22 protein-coding genes and 1 tRNA gene are annotated in these 25,425 nt (G+C 61.8%); 13 read left to right on the top strand and 10 right to left on the bottom strand.

Annotated elements, in window-relative coordinates:
• The first annotated feature begins 68 nt into the window (after positions 1-68).
• A complete protein-coding gene (locus ESZ53_RS05950; RefSeq protein WP_129071982.1) occupies positions 69-1,004 on the top strand; it encodes a hypothetical protein in 936 nt (311 codons plus the stop codon).
• Positions 1,005-1,094: 90 nt separating this feature from the next.
• On the opposite strand, the gene ESZ53_RS05945 is transcribed toward ESZ53_RS05950, so the two are convergent.
• From ESZ53_RS05945 to ESZ53_RS05935, 3 genes are all read right to left on the bottom strand, one after another.
• Complete coding sequence (locus tag ESZ53_RS05945; protein WP_129071981.1) at positions 1,095-2,726, bottom strand: cation acetate symporter; 1,632 nt, start codon at positions 2,724-2,726, stop codon at positions 1,095-1,097.
• On the bottom strand, positions 2,723-3,115 hold the full coding sequence (locus ESZ53_RS05940; protein WP_129071980.1) for a DUF485 domain-containing protein: 393 nt from the start codon (positions 3,113-3,115) through the stop codon (positions 2,723-2,725). Before ESZ53_RS05940 ends, ESZ53_RS05945 begins: the two co-directional genes overlap by 4 nt.
• 72 nt (positions 3,116-3,187) lie before the next feature.
• Positions 3,188-5,194: an AMP-binding protein gene (locus ESZ53_RS05935; protein WP_129071979.1), complete on the bottom strand. Its 2,007-nt coding sequence runs from the start codon at positions 5,192-5,194 to the stop codon at positions 3,188-3,190.
• A gap of 119 nt (positions 5,195-5,313) precedes the next feature.
• Here ESZ53_RS05935 and ESZ53_RS05930 point away from each other — a divergent pair, with 119 nt between their 5' ends.
• Both ESZ53_RS05930 and ESZ53_RS05925 read left to right on the top strand, forming a co-directional pair.
• Positions 5,314-6,171 carry a LuxR C-terminal-related transcriptional regulator gene (locus tag ESZ53_RS05930; RefSeq protein WP_129071978.1) on the top strand — a complete coding sequence of 286 codons (858 nt, stop codon included), beginning with the start codon at positions 5,314-5,316 and terminating at the stop codon, positions 6,169-6,171.
• 79 nt (positions 6,172-6,250) lie between these two features.
• A tRNA-Ala gene (locus tag ESZ53_RS05925) sits at positions 6,251-6,323 on the top strand.
• A 106-nt stretch (positions 6,324-6,429) separates the two neighbouring features.
• On the opposite strand, the gene ESZ53_RS05920 is transcribed toward ESZ53_RS05925, so the two are convergent.
• The gene (locus tag ESZ53_RS05920) at positions 6,430-8,193 is read right to left on the bottom strand and encodes a biotin carboxylase N-terminal domain-containing protein (RefSeq protein WP_129071977.1); all 1,764 of its coding nucleotides are present in this window, start codon (positions 8,191-8,193) and stop codon (positions 6,430-6,432) included.
• A gap of 78 nt (positions 8,194-8,271) precedes the next feature.
• Positions 8,272-8,916 (bottom strand): nucleoside triphosphate pyrophosphatase, encoded by a 645-nt coding sequence (locus tag ESZ53_RS05915; protein ID WP_129071976.1) that lies wholly within the window; start codon positions 8,914-8,916, stop codon positions 8,272-8,274.
• 21 nt (positions 8,917-8,937) lie between these two features.
• On the opposite strand from ESZ53_RS05915, the gene ESZ53_RS05910 reads away from it, so the two are divergent.
• The 4 genes from ESZ53_RS05910 to ESZ53_RS05895 all read left to right on the top strand — a co-directional run bounded on the left by ESZ53_RS05910 (position 8,938) and on the right by ESZ53_RS05895 (position 13,325).
• Positions 8,938-10,170: a class I SAM-dependent RNA methyltransferase gene (locus ESZ53_RS05910; RefSeq protein WP_129071975.1), complete on the top strand. Its 1,233-nt coding sequence runs from the start codon at positions 8,938-8,940 to the stop codon at positions 10,168-10,170.
• A gap of 83 nt (positions 10,171-10,253) precedes the next feature.
• Complete coding sequence (locus tag ESZ53_RS05905) at positions 10,254-10,964, top strand: response regulator (protein WP_129071974.1); 711 nt, start codon at positions 10,254-10,256, stop codon at positions 10,962-10,964.
• The gene (locus tag ESZ53_RS05900; RefSeq protein WP_210403842.1) at positions 10,954-12,279 is read left to right on the top strand and encodes a sensor histidine kinase; all 1,326 of its coding nucleotides are present in this window, start codon (positions 10,954-10,956) and stop codon (positions 12,277-12,279) included. Before ESZ53_RS05905 ends, ESZ53_RS05900 begins: the two co-directional genes overlap by 11 nt.
• A complete protein-coding gene (locus ESZ53_RS05895; RefSeq protein WP_129071973.1) occupies positions 12,276-13,325 on the top strand; it encodes a hypothetical protein in 1,050 nt (349 codons plus the stop codon). The genes ESZ53_RS05900 and ESZ53_RS05895 overlap by 4 nt, the downstream gene beginning before the upstream one ends.
• 553 nt (positions 13,326-13,878) lie before the next feature.
• Here the strand turns inward: ESZ53_RS05895 and ESZ53_RS05890 are convergent.
• Together ESZ53_RS05890 and ESZ53_RS05885 are read right to left on the bottom strand one after the other, a co-directional pair.
• Complete coding sequence (locus ESZ53_RS05890) at positions 13,879-14,115, bottom strand: acyl-CoA carboxylase subunit epsilon (protein WP_129071972.1); 237 nt, start codon at positions 14,113-14,115, stop codon at positions 13,879-13,881.
• Positions 14,112-15,683, bottom strand: a complete 1,572-nt coding sequence (locus ESZ53_RS05885) for an acyl-CoA carboxylase subunit beta (protein WP_129073518.1) — start codon at positions 15,681-15,683, stop codon at positions 14,112-14,114. The genes ESZ53_RS05890 and ESZ53_RS05885 overlap by 4 nt, the downstream gene beginning before the upstream one ends.
• A 153-nt stretch (positions 15,684-15,836) precedes the next feature.
• Here ESZ53_RS05885 and ESZ53_RS05880 point away from each other — a divergent pair, with 153 nt between their 5' ends.
• From ESZ53_RS05880 to ESZ53_RS05870, 3 genes are all read left to right on the top strand, one after another.
• Complete coding sequence (locus ESZ53_RS05880; protein ID WP_129071971.1) at positions 15,837-16,613, top strand: biotin--[acetyl-CoA-carboxylase] ligase; 777 nt, start codon at positions 15,837-15,839, stop codon at positions 16,611-16,613.
• Between the two features lie 15 nt (positions 16,614-16,628).
• Complete coding sequence (locus tag ESZ53_RS05875; RefSeq protein WP_246837399.1) at positions 16,629-17,156, top strand: PH domain-containing protein; 528 nt, start codon at positions 16,629-16,631, stop codon at positions 17,154-17,156.
• An 84-nt stretch (positions 17,157-17,240) separates the two neighbouring features.
• Entirely contained in the window at positions 17,241-18,542 is a 1,302-nt protein-coding gene (locus ESZ53_RS05870; protein ID WP_129071969.1) for a UDP-glucose/GDP-mannose dehydrogenase family protein, read from the top strand.
• Here the strand turns inward: ESZ53_RS05870 and ESZ53_RS05865 are convergent.
• Complete coding sequence (locus tag ESZ53_RS05865; protein ID WP_129071968.1) at positions 18,441-19,121, bottom strand: GtrA family protein; 681 nt, start codon at positions 19,119-19,121, stop codon at positions 18,441-18,443. The two genes, ESZ53_RS05870 and ESZ53_RS05865, sit on opposite strands and share 102 nt — an antisense overlap.
• Between ESZ53_RS05865 and ESZ53_RS05860 the strand changes: the two genes are divergently transcribed.
• The 3 genes from ESZ53_RS05860 to ESZ53_RS05850 all read left to right on the top strand — a co-directional run bounded on the left by ESZ53_RS05860 (position 19,120) and on the right by ESZ53_RS05850 (position 22,139).
• Entirely contained in the window at positions 19,120-20,232 is a 1,113-nt protein-coding gene (locus ESZ53_RS05860; protein ID WP_129071967.1) for a 5-(carboxyamino)imidazole ribonucleotide synthase, read from the top strand. The two genes, ESZ53_RS05865 and ESZ53_RS05860, sit on opposite strands and share 2 nt — an antisense overlap.
• Before the next feature lie 69 nt (positions 20,233-20,301).
• Entirely contained in the window at positions 20,302-20,796 is a 495-nt protein-coding gene (gene purE / locus ESZ53_RS05855; RefSeq protein ID WP_129071966.1) for a 5-(carboxyamino)imidazole ribonucleotide mutase, read from the top strand.
• On the top strand, positions 20,793-22,139 hold the full coding sequence (locus ESZ53_RS05850) for an LCP family protein (protein WP_246837398.1): 1,347 nt from the start codon (positions 20,793-20,795) through the stop codon (positions 22,137-22,139). Before purE ends, ESZ53_RS05850 begins: the two co-directional genes overlap by 4 nt.
• A gap of 59 nt (positions 22,140-22,198) precedes the next feature.
• On the opposite strand, the gene ESZ53_RS05845 is transcribed toward ESZ53_RS05850, so the two are convergent.
• Positions 22,199-23,350 (bottom strand): glycosyltransferase family 1 protein, encoded by a 1,152-nt coding sequence (locus ESZ53_RS05845; RefSeq protein ID WP_129071965.1) that lies wholly within the window; start codon positions 23,348-23,350, stop codon positions 22,199-22,201.
• A 22-nt stretch (positions 23,351-23,372) separates the two neighbouring features.
• Entirely contained in the window at positions 23,373-25,343 is a 1,971-nt protein-coding gene (locus tag ESZ53_RS05840; RefSeq protein WP_129071964.1) for a DUF6541 family protein, read from the bottom strand.
• Positions 25,344-25,425 lie beyond the last annotated feature (82 nt).

The following is a 25,425-nucleotide window of genomic DNA, read 5'->3' as shown; positions in this document are numbered from 1 at the left end:
CAGCAAGTTTTGAGATCCGTGCCGCGTGCCGACGGCCTGTCGCGCTCGGTTGCTCGTAGCGTATAGCCATGGAACTCACCAGCATCGGCGGCGGCGTCATGATCGCGCTCGCTGCGGCACTGTGGTTGGTGTACCTGATCCCCAACTGGTTCAAGAATCGCGAATACCTAGCCACCGAGCGCAATGCCGTTCGACTGCAGCAGACTATTCGTGTGTTGGCTCAGACCTCCGAAGTGCCGGATGAAGTTCGGGCCGAAGCTGTCGCGCGTCAGGCTGCCGAGCTCGCCAAGGCGCAGGTGAGCCAGGGACCGGTGGCGGTGGGTCGCCCGGTGACCCCGCCCACTCGGGAAGAAGTTGTCGCCCTGTCTGCGCGTCGCTTACGCCGAACGCGCGCTTTCACCGCGCTGGTTCTGCTCGCGAGCGTGGCCGTGGTAGCAGTTAACGTCGTCATGATTTTCACGGCCGGGGCGGCTCTCGCTTCAGGCACCTGGCTGGTTCTTGCCGCCGCGACTATGGCCGGTATCAGCGCTACATCAATGCTGTCGCGGCTCGCCGCACGTTCGCGTGCTCGCCGAAACGAGGCCGCGCCCACGACTCGCACCGCTGCACCCCGCCGTCGCGTCGTTCTTTCCTCCGATGCCCCCGTCGAAGACGTGACGTCGAAAGTCAGCTGGACTCCAGTACCGGTTCCCAAGCCGATGTACCTGACCCGCAGCAACGCGCCAGAGGCAGCGGTCGCTGCTGCTCGTCACGCCGGAAAGATCGATAGCGAGCTGCGGGCTGCCGCGGAATCTGCCGAGCAAGCCTTGCGCGCGAACACCGCTGCCATGGCAGCGGCAACGCGCGAAGCGGAGCTTGCGCGCGAAGCGAAAAAGACGCCGGCCCCACCGGCGCAAGCACCGGCGGCAACTCCACCGAGTCGCTTTGCGGGTATGGGCATTATCGAAATCGATGGTCGCACCCCTGACCTTGACGCTGCACTCGCTCGTCGTCGCGCCAGCTAAGCACCCTCTCCAGCGCGTCGTGTACGCCGGACATAACACTGGGGCGTACCGCTCGGTGGTTAGACCGAGCGATACGCCCCAGCGTGTCTTCTAGTGTTCGGTCGCGGCTTCAGCACCGTGGCCGGTGAGGGAGCGCACGTCCATCTCGGCGGCGAGATCGGGGTCTTCCGTGCGCGATGAGGTCACGGTGCCCAACCAGCCGAGTGCGAACCCGAGAGGGATCGAGACGATTCCGGGATTCTGGAGCGGGAAGACCGCGAAGTTCACGCCCTCGCCCAGCATCGAGGTGGGAGTGCCACTCATCACGGGGGAGAAAACGATCAGCAGAATTGCTGCGGAGAGCCCACCGACCATGCTCCACACCGCACCGCGGGTATTGAACCGCTTCCAGTAGAGGGAGTACAGAATCGTGGGCAGGTTCGCACTCGCCGCTACCGCGAAGGCGAGAGCCACGAGGAACGCGATGTTCTGGCCCTGAACTCCGATGCCTCCCGCGACCGCCAGAACTCCGATGACGACGACAGTACGTCGCGCAATCTTGACCTCGGCATCCGGGTCGCCCTTGCCCTTCTTAATCACGTTGGAATAGATGTCGTGAGCGAAGGATGCCGCCGCCGTGATCGTGAGCCCCGCCACCACCGCGAGGATGGTCGCGAACGCGATCGCAGAAACGAAGCCGAGCAGCAGTGGCCCGCCAAGCTCGAGCGCCAGTAGCGGCGCCGCCGAGTTCACTCCGCCCGGTGCATCCAGAATCGTCGCCGAACCGACCAGGGCCGCCGCGCCGTACCCCAAGACCAGGGTGAGGATGTAGAAGCCGCCGATGAGCCAAATCGCCCACACGACCGAACGTCGTGCCTCTTTCGCCGTAGGCACCGTGTAGAAACGCATGAGCACGTGAGGGAGGCCTGCCGTACCCAGCACGAGAGCGAGCGACAACGAGATGAAGTCGAGCGGGTTCGTGCCGTACTTCAGCCCCGGAGCCAAGATCGCTTCCGCGGGAACGGCGACCGAGTTGTCCACGGCGCTCTGCAGCACGCGAGACAGATCGAAACCGTTGAGGATGAGTACCCAAATGGCCATCGCGATTGCAGCGCCAACCAACAGGAACGCCTTCACTATCTGCACCCACGTGGTGCCCTTCATGCCACCGATGAGTACATACAGAATCATCAGACCGCCCACGATGGCGACGACAACTGATTGACCAACCTTGTCGTCGATGCCGAGGAGCAGGGAGACGAGGCCACCGGCTCCGGCCATCTGCGCCAGGAGGTAGAAGAAGCAGACCGCGAGCGTGGTTGCCGCTGCCGCCATTCTGACGGGACGTTGCTTCAGGCGGAAGGAAAGAACATCCGCCATCGTGAACTTGCCGGTGTTGCGCATGAGCTCAGCGACTAAGAGCAGGGCGACGAGCCAGGCCACCAAGAAGCCGATCGAATACAGGAAACCGTCGTAGCCGTTGATCGCGATGGCTCCCACGATGCCCAAGAAGGATGCCGCCGAGAGATAGTCACCCGTGATGGCGAAACCATTTTGGGGGCCCGTGAAGGACCGCCCGCCGGCGTAGTAATCCGCGGCCGAAGCATTGTTGCGACTGGCCCGGATCACGATGAAGAGTGTGATGCCCACAAATGCGATGAAGATCGAGATATTGAGTACTGGATCGCTCTGGGACTCGGCATCAACGGCCGTCGCGAGCATGCTTACCGTGGAGAGAATCATGCTGCAGACTCCTTTGCTGCGAGGTCGGCTCGAAGCTCGGCGGCAAGAGGATCAAGCCGGCGGTTCGCGAAAGAAACGTAGGTCATGGTGATGACAAACGTTGTGATGAATTGGCCAAAGCCGAGTAGCAGCCCGACATTGATCACGCCAAAGACCGGCGTCGCCATGAAGTCGTGAGCGTACGCCGCGAGAATGACGTAGGCGAAGTACCAGACCAGAAAAAAGATCGTCAGTGGGAACACGAACGAGCGGTGTCGCCGTTTGAGTTCGATGAATGCTGGGTTCTTTTCCTCGGCTTGATAGTCGAGTCCGGTGCGAGCACCGGGCGCAGTAGCGGTCTCGCCGGGCGGGGAACTTACTTTCTTAGTGGGGGAACTTTCATCAGACATTTGGGGCCTCCTTGCCACAAACAATTGATACGGGGGATAGGGGTAGAGCGTGAGTGGTGGACGAGATGGGAGCTACTGAATGCGGGTTCGGCCAGCGGCGGTGTAGATCGCATCAAGCACGGTGACATCCTCGATCGTCGGCGGTATGCGAACTTCCTCGCCGTCGAAGATCTGACGAATGGTTTTGCGCAGGATCTTTCCCGAGCGGGTCTTGGGGAGACGCTCGACAACCATGACGTCCCGGAAGGCAGCGACCGGCCCAATGACCTCGCGCACCAGCGCCACAAGCTCAATAGCGAGGGCGCCCTCATCACGATTCCTGCCGTGCTTCATCGTGATGAAGGCCGCGGCCCGCTGGCCCTTCAGCTCGTCGTGGAGTCCGAGAACGGCGCATTCAGCGACATCCGGATGTTGGGAGATCACTTCCTCGAACGACCCCGTCGAGAGGCGATGGCCGGCGACGTTAATGACGTCATCGGTGCGCCCCATTACGAAGAGATAGCCGTCATCGTCGAAGTAACCCGCGTCACCAGTGGCGTAGTAGCCCGGGAATTCGGCGAGGTAGGAGTTTTCGAACCGTTCTGTGCTTCCCCACAGCCCGATGAGAGCGCCGGGAGGAAGCGGTAACTGGATCGCGATGTTTCCCTCGGTGCCCGGTTTCGTGACGTCATTGCCTTCGCGGTCGAGGATGCGGGGAACGAATCCCGGCATCGGCACGCCCGTCGAGCCCGCCTTCGATTCCAGCTGCTGAACGCCGCGCGGGTTGGCGCAGATCGGCCACCCGGTTTCGGTCTGCCACCAGTGGTCGACGATCGGAACGTGGATGCCGTCGTTGGCCCAGTGCCACGTCTCCGTATCGAGACGCTCGCCGGCCAGGTAGATCGCTTGCAAGCTGGAGGTGTCGTATTTCTCTAGCTCATCGAGCGTGGGGTCTTCGCGGCGGATTGCGCGGAGCGCTGTGGGGGCCGTGTAGAGCACATCCACTGCGTAATCCTGGATGATGCGCCAGAACGTTCCCGCATCGGGGGTGCCAATCGGCTTTCCCTCGTAGAGCACCGTCGCCGCGCCCGCCAGGAGAGGGCCGTAAACGATAAAGGAATGACCGACGACCCAGCCGACATCCGATGCAGTAAAGATGGTGCTGTCGGGCCCCACCGCGTAGATATTGGTCATCGCCCACTGCAGCGCCACAGCGTACCCGCCGGTGTCGCGCACAACACCCTTCGGGCTTCCGGTGGTTCCGGAGGTGTAAAGAATGTAGAGCGGGTCCTGCGCGCGCATTTCTACGGCGTCGGCGGGTAACGCGCTCGACTCGAGTTCATCCCAGTCCAGCCACGAGACGTCGGGAGAGCCGCCGCTGGCCGCGCCCGAGGCGTATTCAGTGATGTCCCCATCGATCTGGGGTCGATCTTTAACAACGACGTAGCGCACGCTGCCGGTGCTGAGCCCGATCGCCTGATGCACGATAGGCAGGTATTCCACCTGGCGGGAAGGCTCAAGGCCTCCCGTCGCGGTGACGATGACGGAGGGAGTGGCATCGTTGATGCGAACAGCAAGCTCGTTGGCGGCAAAGCCCCCGAATACGACCGAGTGAATGGCGCCGATCCGAGCGCAGGCCAGCATGGCAACGACGGCTTCGGAGATCATCGGCAGGTAGATAAGCACGCGATCGCCCGCGCCAACACCAAGTTCGTGGAGAGCACCGGCGAACTTTCTGACGCGCTCAAGAAGCTCCGCGTAGGTGAGCACACTCTTCTCGCCGATCATTGCGGAGTCGGTGATCAGCGCCGGATGATGGCCGCGGCCCGCAGCAACGTGGCGGTCGAGCGCGTTGACGCTGATGTTCATGGTGCCGTCGGCAAACCAACTGCCGTGATCGGTTCCCGGCTCCTGGGCGTGGCTGGGGGAAGACAGAGTTGGTGGTGTAATCCAGTCAACGCAGTCAGCTTGTTGGAGCCAGAAGTCATCGGGAGCACGAGTGGAGTGCTCGTAGATTTCGGCGTACGAATCGGATTGGTGTCGCAGGCGGGCGGCCACTCTGTGAGCCGAAACTCGCTCTAGCGAAGGGGCATCTGGCATCAATTTCTCCTTTGAAATGTGTGCTGTGGATTCCCTGCGGGGGCTGGGGAATCCCGTGCTAGCCTCAGATTACGGAGGGGCGTACAGCACGTAATACCCCCGAAAGTTGGGAATCAGCAATGACGCAGATATCTGAACCAAGTGACTTTGATTTGATCCAGCAGGCCACTCGAGAGATTGCCTCGAGCACGGGCTTCAGCCTGTCGTTCGGCGGTCTCACCTCCGGAATCGAACTCACCGTGAATGCGTTCAGCGGTGCTCGAACCGGCAAATTAGATGGCCTCAAAGTGAGAAAAGAACGCGGCCTTGGCGGACTCGCCATGGCTCAGCGCAGTCCACGTTTTACGCGTGACTACGAGCATTCGCCCGACATCACTCATGATTACGATGGGGCTGTCTTAGGCGAAGGCGTTGTCTCCCTCTTGGCGATTCCGATCATTGCGGGGGGAAGGCTCCGCGGGCTGATTTACGCCGGATCGCACTCTCTCGTCGAGCCGGACACTGCGGCAGCTCGACCAGCCGTAGCGATCGCTGCTGCACTGGGCAATGAGCTGGCTATTCGTGACGAAGTGACGCGCCGGCTGGTGGCGCAGAGGTCACATCAGAGCAGGGGGTTGTCTCCCGTTACAGAGGAGCATCTTCGAGAACAGTTTGCGCAGCTTCGACAGGTGGCGGCGACGGTGAAGGATCGCGACGTCAGAAAGAAGCTGCACGACATCGGCCGCGGGCTCACAGACGCGCTCAGCGTTGGCGACGCCGAAGTGTTGTCGCGCGAACGTAGCCTGAAGCTTTCGCCCCGGGAGACGGATGTGCTGTCGTGCGTCGCGCTCGGGTACAGTAACTCGCGCACTGCTGCACTGCTGTCGCTCACTGAACAAACGGTCAAGGGATACCTGGGCAGCGCGATGAAAAAGCTCGATGCCTCATCGAGATTCACGGCGGTCTCGACGGCGCGCAAGCTTGGACTTCTGCCGTAGTGCGGCAACTCTCATTCACGGATGCCCAGCATCCGTCTTCGCGGGCATGTGCTGAGTGATATTGTTGCTTCAGCAGTACGGGCCCTTGGCGCAGTTGGTAGCGCGCCTCGTTCGCATCGAGGAGGTCAGGAGTTCAAATCTCCTAGGGTCCACAGCCTGTACAACTGCACGAACTGTACAACTGCACCAAATGAGAAGGCCGCCCGCCCGTCGTGAGACGGAATGGGCGGCCTTTCTTGTGCTGCGAGGGCGGGGAAGTTACGCGTCCTCGTCAGCGATGTTCATGAGCAGGTGACCAGAGGATACAGTCTGGCCGACGCTGGCATTCAGAGTCGAGACGATGCCGTCCTTGTGAGCGACGAGCGGCTGTTCCATCTTCATGGCCTCAAGCACGAGGATCAGGTCGCCCTTGACGACCTTGTCGCCCTCGGCAACCGCAACCTTCACGATCGTGGCCTGCATCGGCGCCTTGACCGAGGCGCCAGTGATCGTGTTGACGCTGGATGCTGCGCGACGCTTGGGAGCGGCCGAGAGCGTTGCGCCGGTGGAGGTGCTCGGTACGAGCTTGGAGGGAAGATTCACTTCGACGCGCTTGCCGTTGACCTCGACGACCACGTTGTGGCGTGCCACGACCGGAGTCTCGTCGGCAAGGGATCCGGTCCAAGGCTCAATGTCGTTCTCGAAGTCGGTCTCGATCCAGCGCGTGTAAATGCTGAACGGTTCGCTCGTGAAGGCAGGGTCGCGAACGATCTTGCGGTGGAACGGCAGCACCGTGGGGAGGCCAGCAACCTCGAACTCGTCGAGGGCGCGGCGCGAACGCTCGAGAGCATCCTCGCGGCTGGAGCCGGTAACGATGAGCTTGGCGAGCAGGGAGTCGAAGGCTCCACTGATCTCGTCGCCGGTCGTGACACCGCTGTCGACGCGGATGCCGGGGCCGCCGGGCACGCGCAGAACGTGAACCGGACCGGGGGAGGGCATGAAGTTCAGGCCCGCGTCTTCACCGTTGATGCGGAACTCGAACGAGTGACCACGCGGGATGGGGTCGTCGTAATCGAGAACTCCACCCTCAGCGATGCGGAACTGTTCGCGCACGAGGTCAATGCCGGTGACTTCTTCAGACACGGGATGCTCGACCTGGAGGCGCGTGTTCACTTCGAGGAAAGAAATCGTGCCGTCCTTGGCAACGAGGAACTCACACGTGCCGGCTCCGAGGTAGCCCACTTCGCGCAGGATGGCCTTGGAAGACTCGTACAGGGCCTTGTTCTGCTCATCAGAGAGGAACGGAGCCGGTGCTTCTTCGACAAGTTTCTGGTGGCGACGCTGCAGCGAGCAGTCGCGGGTGGAGATCACGACGACGTTGCCGTGGGCATCCGCCAGGCACTGGGTCTCGACGTGGCGGGGCTGGTCGAGGTACTTCTCTACGAAGCACTCGCCGCGACCGAACGCGGCAACAGCCTCGCGGGTAGCGGAGTCGAACAGCTCCGGGATTTCTTCGCGGGTGCGAGCAACCTTGAGGCCGCGACCGCCGCCGCCGAATGCAGCCTTGATGGCAACGGGAAGACCGTGGATGTCAACGAAGTCGAGAACCTCGTCTGCTCCCGACACTGGGTTGAGAGTTCCGGGGGCGAGTGGTGCGCCCACCTTCTCAGCGATGTGGCGGGCCGAAACCTTGTCGCCCAGCTTCTCGATGGCTTCGGGAGACGGGCCGATCCAGATGATGCCTGCCTCGATCACGGCGCGAGCGAACTCAGCGTTCTCGGCGAGGAAGCCATAGCCCGGGTGAATGGCGTCGGCACCGGAACGGCGCGCGATCGACAGAATCTTGTCGATCACGAGATAAGTCTCAGCGCTCGTGGAGCCCTCGAGCGCGTACGCCTCGTCAGCGAGCTTCACGTGCCGAGCATCCCGATCCTGGTCGGCGTAGACCGCCACTGAACCGATGCCACTGTCTTTAGCCGCGCGGATAACGCGAACGGCGATCTCTCCGCGGTTGGCGATGAGTACCTTCGTAATACGAGCCATAGTGACCTAGCTTATGGGGAGGAGGGCCGAAGCCTTGGGCAGAAGCGCACAAAAATCTGAGACAAGCACTGTGGATGCCTACAGAGTCGGGCGATCGATGTTCCAGAGATCGGTCCACTCGGCATCGAACTCGCGCATGAGTTGGCGTACCAACGAGACCGAGAGCCCCACCACAGCATGCGGATCGCCTTCAATGCGTTCGATGAAAGCGGTGCCGAGGCTGTCGATCGTGAACGAGCCCGCAACCTTCAGCGGCTCTCCGGTAGCGACGTAAGCGTCGATTTCAGCATCCGACATGTTGGCGGCAAAGCTCACGCTGGCGCTCGAAACGGCACCGGTCGCGCCACGAATTTGGCCACCACGGTGATCGATCAGCCAGTGACCCGAGTGCAAGACGCCGGTGCGGCCGCGCTGCGCGTGCCACCGTTGCCGCGCAATTTCTGGTTCATGCGGCTTTCCGAATAATTCGCCATCCAATTCGAAAGCGGAATCTCCCCCCAGAATGAAGCCATCGATGGGGGCGCCGTTCACCAGCGCGCCAACAACTGCTTCGGCTTTGGCGCGGGCCAACAACTCAACAAGCGCGGGGACGTCGAGGGGGCCGGGAGCTGCAGCAGCCACAGCGTCTTCGTCAACGCCCGAGGCCAAAAGTACGGGGTCGACGCCCGCCGCGCGCAGTGTTGCGAGCCGCGCGGGAGAGGTGGAAGCAAGATAAAGGCGCACAAAGGCTCCTATGCTCAAGGGATGGGTGAATTGCTGGGCAAAATGATCGAAGTAGACGTTACCAACATTGCGCACGGGGGTGTCAGTGTGGCGCGGTACGACGGCCGTGTCGTGTTCGTCTCCGACGCGATCCCGGGAGAGCGGGTGCTCGCGCGCATTACCGACGACAAAAAGAAGTCGTTCTGGCGTGCGGAGACCGTAAAGGTTGTCACGCCGAGTGAGCACCGCCAAGAGCACGTCTGGTCGGCGGCGAGCGTTGATCGCGATCCCGACAACCGTGCTGGCGGAGCCGAGTTCGGCCACATTGAGCTCAGCCACCAACGCGAGCTCAAGGCTCAGATCCTCAGCGAGTCGCTTGAGCGTATGGCCAAGGTCACGCTCGCGCCGGTCGTTGAAGCGGTTCCCGGCGACGACGAACGCCAGGGACTCGGATGGCGCACTCGCGTCAGCCTGCATGTTGACGAACACGGAAACGTTGGTCCGTTCGCGGCTCGGTCACACCGCGTTATCTCGGTCGCCGATCTGCCGCTCGCCACTGCCGAGCTTTCGAATGGTGCACCGCTCGATCAGAACTTTTCGGGTTTCGATCGCGTTGACGTGCTCAACCCCAGCAGCGGCGGAGTGCGCCTCATCATGGGAAAGCAGAAGCCTCAGGTCATCACTGAAACCGTCGGAGAGCGCGAATTCACGCTGCTCGATTCCGGGTTCTGGCAGGTTCACCATGGCGCCGCCCAAGTGCTGACCTCGGCGGTGCAAGACGCTATTGATCCCGAACTCTTCGACCCCGCGGCATCCAACTTGGATCTCTATGGTGGCGTTGGCCTGTTCGCCGCGGCCGTGGGTGACAAGTTCGGCCCCGCAACCAAGATCACCTCGGTTGAAGCCGAGTCCGCTGCCACTGACCACGCCGCGCACAACCTGTCGGAATGGTTGGGTGCTCACGCCGAAACCGGTCGCGTCGACCACTGGCTTCGCCAGCACTTGAAGGAAGCGACGGCCGCTGAACGCACTCGCCTTGAGAAGGCCACCATCATTCTCGACCCCCCGCGTTCGGGTGCTGGTCGTGAAGTGGTGAATCTGGTGGCTCGCGCTCAGCCTGCCCAGGTCGTTTACGTTGCCTGTGACCCGGTGGCGTTCGCTCGGGATGTTGCCTTCTTTGCGGAGCGCGGCTACGAGCTCTCGAGCGTTCGCGCTTTCGATCTCTTCCCCCACACCCACCACGTTGAAGCTGTGGGAACGTTCACACGCCGCTAAGTAGCCGTGTTGAGTGAACTAAAGCACCATGATCGCGCTCTATCGCCGCTACGATAGGGCACAGAAACTCAGGAGGACGCCCCATGGCCCAGACAGAACCCGCCGGGACAGAGACGCCCGATCAGAGCGCCAATCAGAATATTGCCGTTGCGGTAGTAGATGACCACGAGTCAGTGCGCTTGGGGCTCAAAGCGGCGTTCATTGACTCTGGCTACGACTTCGTTCTCGCCGCGGCGACCGTGAAAGAGCTGGTTGAAGGTCTCAACGGACGCGAAGTCGACGTTGTTGTGCTTGACCTGTCGCTCGGCGACGGCTCGACCGTCACCGACAACGTGAAGAACGTACAAGCCACGGGGTCCGCGGTTCTCGTGCACAGCATTGCTGACCGCGTCGCTAGCGTGCGTGAAGCGCTCGCAGCCGGAGCCGCCGGGGTTATTCCGAAGTCATCTGCCACGAAGACCGTTCTGGCTGCTGCGGCAACTGTGGCGCGCGGCGAGGTCCTCAATAACCTTGAGTGGGCGACCGCGATTGACGCCGACCGCGACTTCTCCAAAGCACAGCTCGGGCGCCGCGAACGCGAAATTCTTCACCTCTACGCTTCGGGCCTGCCGCTCAAGCTCGCGGCGCAGCAGTTGGGTATTGGGTATTCCACGGCTCGCGAGTACCTCGACCGCATTCGCGTGAAGTATGTCGAGGTTGGGCGTCCGGCGCCGACCAAGGTGGACCTGCTTCGTCGTGCCGTCGAAGACGGTATCTTGCCCGGCTTGGACTCTGAAGGCGGCGATGGCCGCTAGCCTCGCGACGGCGCGGCCGGCGCCCACGGCGAAGCAGCCGCGAAATCCGATCAGCCGAAAGCAGGTTGAACGGGTAATCTCGCGTTCGGTCGCGGTGATCGGCGTCGTTTTCGGCGCGCAAACCGTGCCGTGGCTGCTGGGTCAAACGGCCGAGGCTCAGCCATGGTGGTTGCTGAGCGTTGTCCCTGCCCTCTTTGGGCTTCTCATCGTTGTCGTCGTCGCGTCGTTCACCAACCGCGCCGTGCGAGCGATGCACGGAACGTTCGCCGTGGTCTACTTCTTGGCGCTGATCAGCTGGCCGTTTACGGTGATCCCCGGCGCCGAAGTATTCAGCGGCATTCATTGGCTGAACTACCTCCTCACCGTTGCAACAGCGATGGCAGCGATCGCCTTTGGCCGCATCGTGGCGACCGTTTATCTCTTTGCCGCGCCTCTGGTGTACCTGATCGTGCGCACCTTGCCGGTTGGTGGCAGCGCGCCGTGGCAGCTCGCCATGCTCGAGGCCGTCTACGCGCTCATTTTGGGCAGCGCCATCATGATCATCGTCACGATGCTTCGACAGGCAGCGACCAACGTCGACAACGCTCAAGCAACGGCACTGCGGCGTTACGGCAATGCTGTGCGCCAACATGCCACCGAGGTAGAGCGAGTTCAGGTCGACTCGATCGTGCACGACAGCGTGCTGACCACCTTTATTTCGGCCGCCCGCGCCTATTCGCCGGATGCCCAACGACTTTCCGCGGTCATGGCAGGAAACGCAATTGGTCACTTGCGTGAAGCGGCGGCGACCTCGCCCGATGACATCTCTACTGTTCAGGCCACCGACCTCGCTCACCGTGTAGTCACCTCGGCTGAGTTGCTTGCCTCAAACTTCACGTGTGCCGTTCGGAGCGTCGGTGCGCGATCCTTGCCGGCTGCCGCCGCTGAAGCAGTTCATTCTGCTGCCGTCCAGGCGATGATGAACAGCCTCCAGCATGCGGGCGGCTCCGATGTAATGCGCAGCTGCGAAGTACGAGGTCTTGAGGGAAACGGCATAGAAGTGGTCATTACAGACACCGGTGCCGGCTTCGACCTCGATCGAGTACCTCACGAGCGACTCGGCGTGCGCGTGTCGATAGTGGAGCGCGTGGCAAACGCCGGTGGGCGCACCGCTATCGCCTCCATCCCAGGAGCGGGAACGCAGATCTGTATCCAGTGGCCTCATGGCAATCTCAGCGACGAGGTCTCGATGCGAGCTAGGCCTGAAGCTGCCGCAACTGCGGCAGCTGAGTCCGCACCGACAGCCGCCTCGGCTGAGCGGGAGGGAACGCTGTGAACATCGGAGTTCCCCGCTATCTGATCGTCGGCTTGGCCGCGCTCTTCTCGGCGTACCACATCGTGTTGGCCAACTACACGATCGATATCCCGAATCGCCCTGGACCGATCTATATCGCCATGGTTCTCTATGGCGTCGCCACCATCGTGAGCTTGCTCCCTTGGGGCCCCCTGCGCATGCCCGTGTGGATGGCGACGTTCAACTTCGCCACCGTGGTGGCCATCTCGCTGTTGGTCGCAAACGAACTCGACTTCACTCGCGAGGGTGGCACGGGCTACGCGACGTGGTACGTCGCGGCCAGCGGAACGCTCCTCACCATCACCTCGACCCGGGGTCGTCATACTTTTGCATGGCTGGGGATCGGGTTCCTCGTCGCGCATACGTTCAGCTTGGGGCCAGTGGGCCCGGCAGGATTGTTTAGCCTCGGAATCGTCGGCAGCGCATCCTGGGTAGCGGTGTCGCACGTGCTCAGCAGCGGCTTGGCTAAGGCATCCAAAGACGCGCAGCGGTTCATCTTGGCGGAGCAGGAAGCGACGGACTGGCAAGCGGCGCAGGATGCTCACGTGCACGAGCGTCAGTTCAGGTTGGAGCAAACCGGAACTATGGCTCTCGAGATGCTGGAACGAATTCGCGAGACGGACGGCGATCTCTCGGATGCAGAGCGACGCGAGTGTCTGAACCTTGAGGGTGCGATTCGCGATGAGATCCGCGGTCGTAAGCTGCTCAATAATGCTGTGCGAGACCAAGTCATGATCGCGCGACGTCGTGGTGCGACCGTTACGTTGCTTGACGAGGGTGGTATCGACGATCTCTCTGACGACGATCTCGATCGAGTGCTCAATCGACTCGCTCAGGCGATTCAATCGACGAGTGCCGACAAGGTGATTGCACGCACAGTACCCGAGGGCTCGGATGTCGCGATCACCGTCGTGGGACTGCACAGCGCCGGCGATGGTGAATCAAGCGCGCTGGGCCAAGACTCTCTCGAAGAAGACGTCGTTGACATCTGGCTGGAGATTCCGCGCGTCGATACCGTCAGCGCCTAGGCGTCTCTCAAGCCCCAGGCATGCTTGTAAGGGCCTCTCGGCTTTTATGCGCCCGCCAATCCCGCTGTGGCGCACCAGCGGGGCCTGAAAGCAGCCCTCGCGGCGTTACGCGGCCCGCCGGCCGCAATTGCTGCGCAACCCGCCGGGGCTGCCTAGCGCGAACTCCGCCGTTAACGGCGGAAGGGCCGGAGTGGCTATAAGAAGCACTTCTCCGACCCTTCGCTAGAACCCGGATCAGGACGATAACCCGAATATCGTCCTGATCCGCCCCCAAAGAATTGGCCCGCTTACCCTAGTCGGCCAATCTTTGGCGGTGTAACTCCTATGGAGATTCACCTAGCAGTTAATATTCTGCACCACTCAAACAACTAACAAAGTCGGTTTTTAGGGGGACTCTCGGGGGACAATTTACGCATTCAAGGTGTGAATTGACCCGAATTGCCCGCTTTGCAACTAAATCCGAACCCCGCGAATGGGGTACGACTTCGAAACCACAGGTTTTAGACGAAACACCTAGGAAAACCACCGTCATCGAGCCTCGAGCACCCTTGTGCTAGCGCCGAGCGCTCGCGTTCCATGCCCCGGGGCCCGGATGAAGCGGCTCACGAATGGGGCGCTGACTGCGCGCCCACGCCGACACGGGAGCCACATCATCCGCTCCGGCAAGCTCTGCTGACTCCAGAAGGGCAGCACGAACAACAGCGGTAACCGCTGCTGCTTCTTCGGGCGTGACATTGCGAGAGACGATGCGGATGTCGGCCGGCTCATCCTGAGCATTTTTGCCGGTCACAGTGGAATGTTTCCGTGCTTCTTGGGCGGCACGCTTGCGCGCTTCGTGCGAAGCGCACGCAGTGCCTTGACGACCTGCACGCGAGTGGCGGCAGGCTCGATAACGCCATCGAGCTCGCCACGCTCAGCAGCGAGGAACGGGCTGGCAACGTTGTAGGTGTACTCGTTCGCGAGGCGCGTGCGCACGGCAGCGACATCCTCACCAGCGGCCTCTGCGGCTTTGATTTCACCGCGGTACAGGATGTTGACCGCACCCTGGCCACCCATGACGGCGATCTCAGCGGTCGGCCACGCGTAGTTGAGGTCTGCGCCCAATTGCTTGGAGCCCATAACGATGTACGCCCCGCCGTAGGCCTTACGAGTAATAACAGTGACAAGAGGCACAGTTGCCTCGGCGTACGCGTAGAGCAGCTTGGCGCCACGGCGAATAACGCCGGTCCACTCCTGGTCGGTGCCGGGAAGGTAACCGGGAACATCCACCAGGGTCAGGATCGGAATGCTGAAGGCATCACAGAAACGAACGAAACGTGAAGCCTTTTCCCCGGCCTCGATGTTGAGGGTTCCGGCCATGGCCTGTGGTTGGTTGGCGACGATGCCGACCGAGCGGCCCTCAACGCGACCGAAACCGACCACGATGTTGGGAGCAAACAGCGGCTGCGTCTCAAGGAAGTCGCCGTTATCGACAATGTGCTCGATGATCGTCTTCACGTCATAGGGCTGGTTGGGGCTGTCGGGGATGATCGCGTTGAGCTTGCGATCCTCATCCGTGATCTCCAACTCAACTTCGCTCTCGTAGATGGGAGCATCCGACATATTGTTGTCGGGCAGGAAGCCCACGAGGGTGCGGGCGTAGTCGAGAGCATCCGCTTCATCACTAGCGAGGTAGTGGGCAACACCCGACACCTTGTTGTGGGTGAGCGCGCCGCCGAGCTCTTCCATGCCGACGTCTTCACCGGTGACGGTTTTGATGACATCGGGGCCGGTCACGAACATTTGGCTGGTCTTGTCGACCATGATCACGAAATCGGTGAGCGCGGGGGAGTAGACGGCGCCACCGGCAGCCGGGCCCATGATGATGGAGATTTGCGGGATGACACCCGATGCCTGAGTGTTGCGACGGAAAATCTCGCCGTACTTGCCGAGAGCTACAACGCCCTCCTGAATGCGAGCGCCGCCGGAGTCGAGCATTCCGATGATGGGAACGCCGGTCTTCATGGCGTGGTCCATGACCTTGATGATCTTTTCGCCGGCAACCTCACCGAGCGAGCCACCGAAGATGGTGAAGTCTTGGGCATACACGGCGACCTGGCGACCGTGGATGGTGCCAACACCGGTGACCACAGCGTCGCCATACGGGCGCTTCTTTTCCATCCCGAACGCGTGCGTGCGGTGACGAACGAACTCGTCGAGCTCTACAAACGAGCCGTGGTCGAGCAACTGCTCGATGCGCTCGCGGGCCGTCATCTTGCCCTTAGCGTGCTGCTTTTCGATGGCCGCGTCACCGCTGGCGGTCACGGCTTCGTGATAGCGGTTCTTGAGATCGGCGATCCTGCCGGCGGTCGTGAACATGTCTGGAGTCGAGTTGTCTTCGGTCACTGTGTCACTTTACCCACCCATCCGGTGCTTGTGTGGTTGGCGGAACCCACAAGTTTGCGGGCCGATTCATTGAGGAAACACTAAAAGCATCGTGGGCGCGGGGTCGAAGAGCTCTACGCTGAAGCGATGGACCTGCCACTCAGTACCGCCGTTGTTCCCCTTCTCGAGCAGATCGATGAAGTTGGCTCGACGAACCAGGAGCTGCTTGCGCGTGCGGCCCGGGGCGAGACTCGCCACTTGGCTGCGCTCGTCACCGCCAATCAAACGGCGGGGCGCGGCCGTCTCGGGCGGGAATGGGTAGCGCCCGCGGGTAAAACCTTTGCGGTGTCTGTGCTGGTAGCTCCGCCCCACGCGTCCGTCGAGGCACTGTCGTGGATGCCGCTGATCGGCGGTCTAGCGATGGCCCGTGCCGTGCGCGCTCTGGTGAGCGATCGCGCGGTCACTCTCAAATGGCCCAACGACGTTCAGATCGAGGGCCTCAAGGTGTCGGGGCTGCTCTCGGAACTTGTGGCGGGCGGCACCGGAGTGATCGTCGGGGCGGGATTGAACCTCACAATTGAACGTGACGAACTGCCGACATCCGTGTCAACATCGCTGCTGCTCGAGGGAGTGCAGCCCGAGTTCGACGATGCGCTCAGCCGTTATCTGACCGAACTCGTCGCTCTCGTAGACCAATTTGTCGCTGGCGGTCTCGATGCTGTGCGCAGCGGTATCGCGGATGCTGTGCGGGCCGAGTGCGGCACCATTGGTCGGCGCGTTCGGGTCGAATTGCCGGGAGGTAAGCGTATTTTCGGCACGGCCGAAACCGTCGACGACCAGGGCCAGCTCGTCGTCCGGGATGATGCGAACGGCTCGTTGCAGCACGTCGCGGCGGGCGACGTCACTCACCTACGGTATGAATGATCTATGCCCCATGAGATGAGCGTTCAACGCGAAGCCATCGTTGCTCGCGTGCGCTCCCATGCCCGGGTGCTAATCCTTCCCGGCATTGTTCTCATCGTGACTGCGGCTGCGCTTGGTTACTTCTTCGGCAGCTTTCCCGAAAACTGGCAGAATCTAGCCCTACTCGCGGTGGGGCTGCTGCTGATCGTCGTCGCCTGGTTTTTGCCATTCTTCAGCTGGCTGGCAAGAAACTACACGATCACTACCCGCCGCGTTGTGCTCTCCAGCGGCGTCTTCGTGCGGGTGCGTCAAGAGCTTCTTCACAGCCGAGGTTACGACGTCACGGTTCGCCAAACATGGATTCAGCGGATGTTCGGCAGCGGTGACCTGTTGATCAACGCCGGTCACGAGTACCCGGTCGTGCTGCGCGATATACCTTCTGTTGCACTTACGCAGGCTGCTCTGCATGACCTCATGGAGAACAACCAGAACGTGGTGTCGATGCGTCGTCAACGCGAAGAAGAGCATCCGTCAGACGAGACCACGGTCTGGGGAACGCGCTAAAGGCGCACGCCGCTTTCTAAGGCGGGATCGCCGCGCTTGGGGATAGATGCCTGTTGGCAACCCCCATCAGGTATGGTGCGCAGCGTGAAGATTTCAGTTATTGGTTGCGGATACTTGGGTGCCGTCCACGCATCGTCACTGGCGAAGCTTGGGCATGACGTGGTGGGCATCGACGTCGATCAGGCGAAAGTCGACTTATTAGCCTCAGCTCACGCTCCGTTCTACGAGCCGGGATTGCCAGAACTGCTCGAGGAAACCTTGGCTGCCGGAACGCTCGAGTTCACTACTGATCTCACCAGCGCCCACGACGCCACCGTGCATTTCATCGCTGTCGGCACACCGCAACAAGAGGGCTCGAACGCGGCCGATCTGCGTTTCGTCGATGCTGCCTTCGACGCGATAATTCCCCATCTGGCCCCCGGCGACGTCGTGGTCGGAAAGTCAACTGTTCCCGTCGGCACGGCTGAGCGCTTAGCCGCTCAGATCGAAGCCGTGGGAGCCCATCTGGCCTGGAATCCCGAATTTTTGCGGGAAGGTTACGCCGTAAAAGACACCATCAGCCCTGATCGTCTCGTGTACGGCGTACGCGCGGGCGATGACCACGCGGTGGCCATGCTCGACGAGGTTTATGCCTCGGTGCTGGCCCAAGACATCCCGCGTCTCGTCACCGACTTCGCGACCGCAGAACTCGTCAAGGTTGCGGCTAACGCGTTCTTGGCGACCAAGATTTCGTTCATCAATGCGATGGCCGAGGTTGCTGAAGTCACCGGTGCCGACGTCACCCAGCTGGCGGATGCCATCGGTTACGACCAACGCATCGGTCGCCGTTTCTTGAATGCCGGTCTCGGTTTCGGTGGCGGATGCCTCCCGAAAGACATCCGCGGATTCATGGCACGCGCCTCCGAACTGGGTGCCGGTGACGCGCTCAACTTCTTGGGAGAGGTAGACGCGATCAACCTTCGCCGTCGCGAGCGCATGGTCGATCTGTGTCGCGAAGTACTGGGCGGCACGATCGAGGGGGCGCGCATCGCCGTTCTTGGCCTAGCGTTCAAACCTGATTCTGACGACGTTCGTGACTCGCCGGCCCTCGACGTTGCGGCACGGCTGGCCGAGCTCGGTGGCCGAGTGCGGGCAACGGATCCTCAAGCGATTGAAACATCGCGCCGCATCCGGCCCGGTCTTGATTATGTTGAAACCGCGCTCGAGGCTGCTCAGGACGCGGATGTCGTCTTGGTGCTCACAGAGTGGCGTGAGTATCGCCAGATCGACCCCGCGGCGCTTGCGTCAGTCGTCGCGGTGCGCGCGATCCTCGACGGTCGAAACTGCCTGGACCCGGTGAAGTGGCGCGAAGCCGGCTGGGGCTACCGGGCGTTGGGGCGCCCCTAACGCATCCGCGCTCTCGAAAGAGTCTTCGTTTTCGACGTTCTGAGGAGTCTCGGAGCGTTCGGCGAACACCCACGTGCGATAGCCCCAAAAGCGAAAAATTGTGCCGAGCGCAAGGCCGATGACGTTGCTGGAGATGTTGTCTGCCAGCAATGAGGTGTAGCCCAAAACGTAGTGGGAGACCACGAGGCAGCTGAGCCCGATGGCGATGCCCCCAAGGCTCACGAGGGCGAACTTGAACCCTTCCTGAACCGGATGCTGAAGGGTCGTTCGACGAAATGTCCAGTAGCGGTTGCCGAGCCAGTTGGCCACGATCGCGACCGCCGTGGAGGCGATCTTCGCGAGGATTGGCCCTTCATGCAGCAGCTCGGGAGCGAGCACGGTCGTGCGCAAGATGTTGAAGATCGTGACGTCAATGACTACTCCCACGGCACCGACGAGTCCGAAGCGGCTGAGCTGAGTGATGAGTGAACGCACGAATCCGCCCGATAGATAAGCAAAGATAGAGGGAGCGGTGAAATTGTAGCTGCGAAGTCTTGCACGATCCTGATAATCAGTCAGGGCTACCTCTGGAGAGTTCATGTCAGTAAAAGTCGGAGTAATCGGTGGTGGCCAGCTCGCCCGCATGATGATCCCGCCCGCTATCAACTTGGGGATCGACATCCGCGTGCTGGCAGAGGCCGAGGGCTCTCCGGCCGCTCTCGCCGCAACGGCGGTTGGCGACTATCACTCAGTCGATGAAGTGCTGGCATTTGCTCGCGAGGTAGACGTCGTTACTTTCGATCACGAGCACGTACCGCAAGAGGTCTTGAAGGCGATGGTCGCGGAGGGAATCGCGGTGCATCCCGGCCCGCACGCGCTGCTTTTTGCGCAAGACAAGCTGCAGATGCGCCAACGACTCGAGCAGCTCGGGTTGCCGATGCCGGCGTGGGCCAAGGTCACGACTGTCGCCGACGTCGCGAGCTTCCTTGACGCCCACGATGGGGTTGGCGTTCTCAAGACGCCGCGCGGGGGTTACGACGGTAAAGGCGTCAAGATCGTTCGTGCCGCAGCGGACGCCGCAGACTGGCTTGCGGCTGGTGAACTCTTGATCGAAGAGCTGGTCGATTTCAGCCGAGAATTAGCACAGTCCGTTGCGCGCAATCCTTCAGGAGACGTTGCGTTGTGGCCGGTGGTGGAGAGCATTCAGCGCGATAGTGTCTGTGCTGAAGTAACGGCGCCGGCTCCCGGCGTGAGCTCTGAACTCGCTGACGAGGCAGCCGCGATCGCTCGCACGATCGCCGAAGGGCTCGACGTTACGGGCGTGCTCGCGGTCGAGCTTTTTGAGACAACGGACGGCCGAATCGTGATCAACGAGCTGGCGATGCGTCCGCACAACACCGGTCACTGGAGTATCGACGGATGCCAAACCAGCCAGTTCGAGCAGCACCTTCGTGCGGTTCTTGACTTACCCCTCGGCGCGACTGATTCGCGCGAGCCGTGGTCGGTCATGGTGAATATTTTGGGCGGACCAGTCGGCCAAGAACTCCACGAGCGTATCGGTGCCGCTACGCTCGCGTCGCCGGGAACCAAGATTCACGACTATTCGAAGCAATCACGGCCCGGCCGCAAAGTGGGGCACGTGACGGCGTCTGGATCCACTCTCGACGACGTTCGCGCCAACGCCCGCGCGGCCGCAGCGCAGTTCGACTAGTCGCACGGCGGCGGTTGCCCGCCGTGTGTTGAGAACAGTGCATCCAAAACCGGCAGATAGGATCCTCTTATGTCTTCACCGCTCGTCTCGATTGTCATGGGATCTGATTCCGATTGGTCCGTAATGAAGGGCGCAGCGGCGATCCTCGCTGAGTTCGATGTGGCCTGTGAGGTCGAGGTCGTTTCGGCTCATCGCACGCCCGATCGCATGATCGAGTTCGGCCGGCAAGCAGCATCCCGCGGCGTCAACGTGATCATTGCGGGAGCCGGTGGTGCCGCGCACCTTCCGGGCATGGTCGCATCCGTCACCACTCTTCCCGTTGTGGGCGTTCCGGTCCCTCTCGCGAAGCTTGACGGTCTTGACTCGCTCTTGTCGATCGTTCAAATGCCTGCCGGTATTCCGGTTGCCACGGTCTCCATCGGCGGAGCCACGAACGCAGGGCTACTGGCGCTTCGCATCATTGGCTCGACGGATTCCGCCGTTGCCGACAAACTGCAGGCCTACGCCAGCGGGCTCGAAGCAATGGTTGCTGAGAAAAATACCGCGTTGCAGCGACTGCTGTGAGTACTTCCAGCTCGTTGCGGGCTCCCGACGTCTCGTCGACGCCCGTCATGACCCGCCGGGCGTGGTGGTTGGTCGTGCTCAACATCTTTGTACCGGGGTCCGCCCAAATTTTGGCGGGCAGCCGCCGACTTGGCCGTTTCGCCGTGGTGGTGACGGCTCTCTTCTGGCTGCTGGTCGCGATCGCCATTGGCTTATTTTTCGGGGCTCGTGAACTTTTCCTGTCGGCCTTCACCAACGCTGTGGTGCTCGCTGTCGTCGAAGTCGTGCTGGTTGCGTATGTCCTGCTGTGGATTGTGCTCGCGATCGACTCGCTGCGGTTGGCCCACGTCAAGCGCGCGAGCGCTGGCTCTCGACCGTTTGTCGTCGCATTTGCTCTGATCGCTTTAGTGGCATATTCCGGCGTTGCGGTTGCGGCCGTCAACATCGTGGACTCTGCGCGCTCGACCATTTCAGAGGTATTCAGCAGCGCGGATTACGAAGAACCGAGCGACGGTCGCTACAACATCTTGTTGCTGGGTGGAGACGCCGGACCTGACCGGGTCGGCTTGCGACCCGACAGTATTTCCGTTGCGAGCGTGGATGCTGAAACCGGTGAGACAACGCTCATCGGCATCCCGCGCAACCTTGAATCGATTCCCTTCGTTGAGGGCTCGCCTCTCTACAATGACTTCCCCACGGGATACGACTGTGGCGATGAGTGCTTGATCAGCTACCTCTACACGTACGGCGAGGAGAACCCCGACCTCTATCCCGATGCTGAGGCCAACGCGAGTTCCGCCGGCGTCGAAGCGATGCGCGATGCTGTTGCCGGGGTCACGGGGCTTGACCTTCAGTACTACGTCCTCATCGACATGAAGGGCTTCGACGATCTGATCGATGCCCTCGGCGGAGTAGTCATCAACGTCACTGAGCGGCAGCCGATCGGCGGCGACGAAGACGAGTTCGGGCAGCCGATAAACGTGGATGGCTGGGTCGAGGTAGGCGAACAGCGTCTCGGCGGCTGGGAAGCGCTCTGGTACGCGCGGGCCCGTCACGGATCGAACGACTACGACCGCATGCTTCGGCAGCGAGAGGTGCAAGAAGCTATCTTGCGCCAATTCGAACCCACCAACATTCTGACGAAGTTCCGCAGCGTGGCGGATGCCGGCAAGCAAGTCGTGACGACCGACATTCCGTCGGTGATGCTCGGCCTCTTTACCGGCCTCGCCAGTAGCGCGCGGGACTTCCCGATCGCAACGCTCGAGCTATCGCCTCCCACGATTGATGTGGGAAACCCCGACTACGACTACATCAGGCAACTGGTGACCGAAGCGCTCGTGAGTTCAACTCCCGCCGAGGAATAGTCTGCGCCCTGCTCCCTGCGCCCTGCGCCTTACGCTGAGGTTGCGGTCAGCCGCAAAATCTACAGGTCAGCGTGTAGCTGCCACACTTTGTCGGCCGCGGCCTGCCAGGTGAAAATGCGGGAGCGGTCGAGGCCCCTGACGCTGAGTTGACGTTCAAGTTCGGCATCGTCGGCAACGTCGGCGAGAGTCTGCGCGAGCCGTTCGGGGTAGGTCTCGGGTGAGTTGCGGGGGACCGCAATGGCGGCATCTCCGCTCAGTTCGACAACGGCGGGGGTGTCGGAGTGCACAACCGGGGTGCCGAGTGAAAACGCTTCGAGAACGGGCAAGCTGAAGCCCTCCGCGATGCTGGGGTACGCGAAGATCGTGGCGTTGTTGAGGGCAACGGCAAGATCTTCATCGCCGAGCACTCCCAGGTGCCGCACGCGCTCAGGGCTGAGCCCGGCTTCGGCGATGGTGCGGGCAATATCGCGCTCGCCCCAGGCCGGAGGCCCGGAGATCAGGAGGGGGATGTCGGGAGCATCGGGGTGAGCCATCGCCTGAATCAGCGCCTCAAGGCCGGTGTGAGGTGCGAGAGTGCCGGTGGCCAGAATGTAGCGTTCGGGCAGTTCGAGGGCGAGAGCGCGGGCTTCAGCGTTGAAGGGCTGAGAGAGATGGCCGGTGGCGGCGCCGGAAATGACGCGCACTCGATCGCCGAAATTCATGATCTCGTTCAGTTCGCTCGCCACCGAGTGGCACGTCACGACTACGGCATCCGCATATTTATAAGCGCGTTTGGCCATCGCTTTGTTCCACGCGACCTGGCGACTACTGAGCGACTCGGGGCTGGTCCACGCGAGCAGGTCATGGATCGTCACGACGGTCTGGGTGCCGACGTCGTTAACCCGGTCATGGCGGGCGAGTGGGGCAAACAAGCTGGGGGAGTGTACGAGTCCTTTTCCCGACATCCGCGTTGCGGGGATGCTGGTGACGCCGTGTTGCCACGCGCGAACGAGAGCGTCGTGGCCGAGGCGCAGGGTGCTGAGTTCTGCCAGACCGGGGAATGTCTGCTCAATGTATTCCGCGCTGCTGCTGTTGTGGGAAACAATTCCTGTGACTTCGCAGTGGGGTGGTGCACCAACGATGAGCTGCTTGACCAGTTCTTCGGAATAGCGGCGTAGATTGCGCGATGCGGGCGCAGCAATGTCGTCGAGGACGACTCGCAGGGTGGTCATCGCCATAGGTTTCCTTTGTCCGTTAGTCGCACGCGGTGATTTTATACAGTCCGACGTCGCCGCTCGTATACAGGGGTTCTACTGCCTGTGAAGTTGCCAGCCGGGTGAGCCCGTCGAAGTTGTGTTCTTCGCCGTGCACCTCGCGAGTGCCAAAATCTAATGCGTACCCCACTTCGAGGGTCGCGAGAGCATCGCAAACGCTAGTGTAACTAGCCGCGTCGCGAAGTCGCTCGCCAATGAGCCGAGACTCGGCGCTGTCGAAGCCACCGACGTGGGGAAGCATGGCCTCGCGGTCGGCGATGGCGTAGACGAGCCCGGCGCCGGTCCACGGGCTGCCGGCCACGACGGCATCCTTCGGAACGTAGTCAGCCACGTGCTCGAGAACGTCTAGTTCGTCGGCGGTCAGCAGCGGCGCCTCGTAATCCTCGTCGTCGGGGTCGTCGGTGATGACGTAGTTGCTGCGAGCTTCGAGAGTTGCCACGTGCAGCGAATAACCCTGAGTCGCCAGCAGCAGCGCTACGGCCGTGATAGCGAGTGAGCGCTGCCGGGAACGTGCATCGACCTTCGCACTGACCTTCGTGGGTTCGCGCGTGCGAATCGCGTCGTATACGCGCACGAGGCCGAGCGTGGCGAGCGGAAGAGCCACGATGGGTAAAAGCGAACCCAAGCGGTGGCTATCCCCGTACCAGGTGCCGACAAGCAGCGACTGCAGCAGGGAGTGCGGCATCGCTGCTGCAGCGATGTACAAAATGCCCACGATGCTGAAGTTGAGAATCAACCAGCGCAGCAATGGCTGCTGCCGAAGCTGAAGAATGCCAACGATCACGAGCGCCGTCGCCACGATCGCTATCGGCAATCCGTTGGTTGCATTGGTGAGAACTTCACCGAGGGCTTGAGCGACCGTTCTGATCGGTTCCCACACGACGCTGACGCGAACGACGAGCCAGGCGCCGAGATAGGCGGCGAGCACGAGGGCAGTGCCAACCAGCAGCAGGCGGATCTTACGCGTTGACGCGTGCGCAGCGACGAGTCGCTTGTACATGCGGTGAGCTCCCACGACAACAAGGATGCTGCTGAGGGCGACAAAAGCCATGGTGGCGCTGGGGTGCGCGAGTGTGATTCCGGGAACTACACCGAACAGAGCGAACCAGGCGCGCGATGTGCGCATTTCTGGCTGGTCGCTCAAGCGAGTTGCGATCACCGCGTAGGCGAGCGCTGCGGGCAGCAGGCTGACGCCGAGTAAATAGGGATACAGCACGCCGAAGTCAACGAGGCCGTAGGGGAATGCACCGAATGCTGCCGAGAGAACGCCCGCCCCGACGATGGCGATCGCGCGCGGTCCGAGAATCGTGCGCACGAGAAAGACACAGCCGAGAGGCCAGTACACGGCACCGATGAGAATGGAGGTGAGGTTGATCGCCACGGGGATGCTGACGCCGGTGATGCTCGCGCTCGCCGCGGTGAGTGCATGCCAGCCTGCCGGATAGAACGTGCCCGCAGCTGGGTTCTCGATGTTGAATCCGCCGAGAGTGAGCGACGACGCGTTTCCGCTATCGAGTACGTACCTCAGGGCATTGAGGTGAAAGATGTTGTCGTAGGTCTGCGAGATGTTCTCGGGCTCGCCGAACGCAACGATGAAGCGCACGGTGATCGCGATGGCAGCCACTCCGATGCCGAGAGCCGCCCAGGTCAGAAGCCGAACGGGGGGATGAGCGAACGCGGGTTGCGGGCGCAGCCGGTGCCAGAGCAATCGGAAGACCGCGATCACGATGAGCAGCACCACTGTGGTGCCGGCGATGGGAGCGAGCCCCCAGGCGGCGCCGAAAAATGGTGCGGCAATCGACGCCAGAGTCACGGTAGTGACGGAGAACGCTGGGGCAGAGCCGAGCAGCGCTATTCCGCGCAGACCGAGCATTGCCGAAAGCAACAGCCCCGGCGCTATGCCAACCGTCAGTACGACCGCGAAAGCCGGGATGGTCTCCCACCAGGTCACTGACGCCCTCCGGGAGATGAATTGAAGCGCTGCACCCGGTAATCCTATCTATAGGAGGTAGCGCCGACCTGTAACGTGTGCA

This window comes from Salinibacterium sp. UTAS2018, assembly GCF_004118935.1.
Classification (GTDB): Bacteria; Actinomycetota; Actinomycetes; order Actinomycetales; family Microbacteriaceae; genus Rhodoglobus.
This window is presented reverse-complemented; position numbering and strand designations above follow the sequence as displayed.

What these genes read in the sequence shown, in the direction of transcription:
- ESZ53_RS05950 (WP_129071982.1), top strand. Translation starts at nt 69, where the DNA reads ATGGAACTCACCAGCATCGGCGGCGGCGTCATGATCGCGCTCGCTGCG.
- ESZ53_RS05945 (WP_129071981.1), bottom strand. Translation starts at nt 2,726, where the DNA reads ATGATTCTCTCCACGGTAAGCATGCTCGCGACGGCCGTTGATGCCGAG.
- ESZ53_RS05940 (WP_129071980.1), bottom strand. Translation starts at nt 3,115, where the DNA reads ATGTCTGATGAAAGTTCCCCCACTAAGAAAGTAAGTTCCCCGCCCGGC.
- ESZ53_RS05935 (WP_129071979.1), bottom strand. Translation starts at nt 5,194, where the DNA reads ATGCCAGATGCCCCTTCGCTAGAGCGAGTTTCGGCTCACAGAGTGGCC.
- ESZ53_RS05930 (WP_129071978.1), top strand. Translation starts at nt 5,314, where the DNA reads ATGACGCAGATATCTGAACCAAGTGACTTTGATTTGATCCAGCAGGCC.
- ESZ53_RS05920 (WP_129071977.1), bottom strand. Translation starts at nt 8,193, where the DNA reads ATGGCTCGTATTACGAAGGTACTCATCGCCAACCGCGGAGAGATCGCC.
- ESZ53_RS05910 (WP_129071975.1), top strand. Translation starts at nt 8,938, where the DNA reads ATGGGTGAATTGCTGGGCAAAATGATCGAAGTAGACGTTACCAACATT.
- ESZ53_RS05905 (WP_129071974.1), top strand. Translation starts at nt 10,254, where the DNA reads ATGGCCCAGACAGAACCCGCCGGGACAGAGACGCCCGATCAGAGCGCC.
- ESZ53_RS05900 (WP_210403842.1), top strand. Translation starts at nt 10,954, where the DNA reads ATGGCCGCTAGCCTCGCGACGGCGCGGCCGGCGCCCACGGCGAAGCAG.
- ESZ53_RS05885 (WP_129073518.1), bottom strand. Translation starts at nt 15,683, where the DNA reads ATGTTCACGACCGCCGGCAGGATCGCCGATCTCAAGAACCGCTATCAC.
- ESZ53_RS05880 (WP_129071971.1), top strand. Translation starts at nt 15,837, where the DNA reads ATGGACCTGCCACTCAGTACCGCCGTTGTTCCCCTTCTCGAGCAGATC.
- ESZ53_RS05875 (WP_246837399.1), top strand. Translation starts at nt 16,629, where the DNA reads ATGAGCGTTCAACGCGAAGCCATCGTTGCTCGCGTGCGCTCCCATGCC.
- ESZ53_RS05860 (WP_129071967.1), top strand. Translation starts at nt 19,120, where the DNA reads ATGTCAGTAAAAGTCGGAGTAATCGGTGGTGGCCAGCTCGCCCGCATG.
- ESZ53_RS05865 (WP_129071968.1), bottom strand. Translation starts at nt 19,121, where the DNA reads ATGAACTCTCCAGAGGTAGCCCTGACTGATTATCAGGATCGTGCAAGA.
- purE (WP_129071966.1), top strand. Translation starts at nt 20,302, where the DNA reads ATGTCTTCACCGCTCGTCTCGATTGTCATGGGATCTGATTCCGATTGG.
- ESZ53_RS05845 (WP_129071965.1), bottom strand. Translation starts at nt 23,350, where the DNA reads ATGACCACCCTGCGAGTCGTCCTCGACGACATTGCTGCGCCCGCATCG.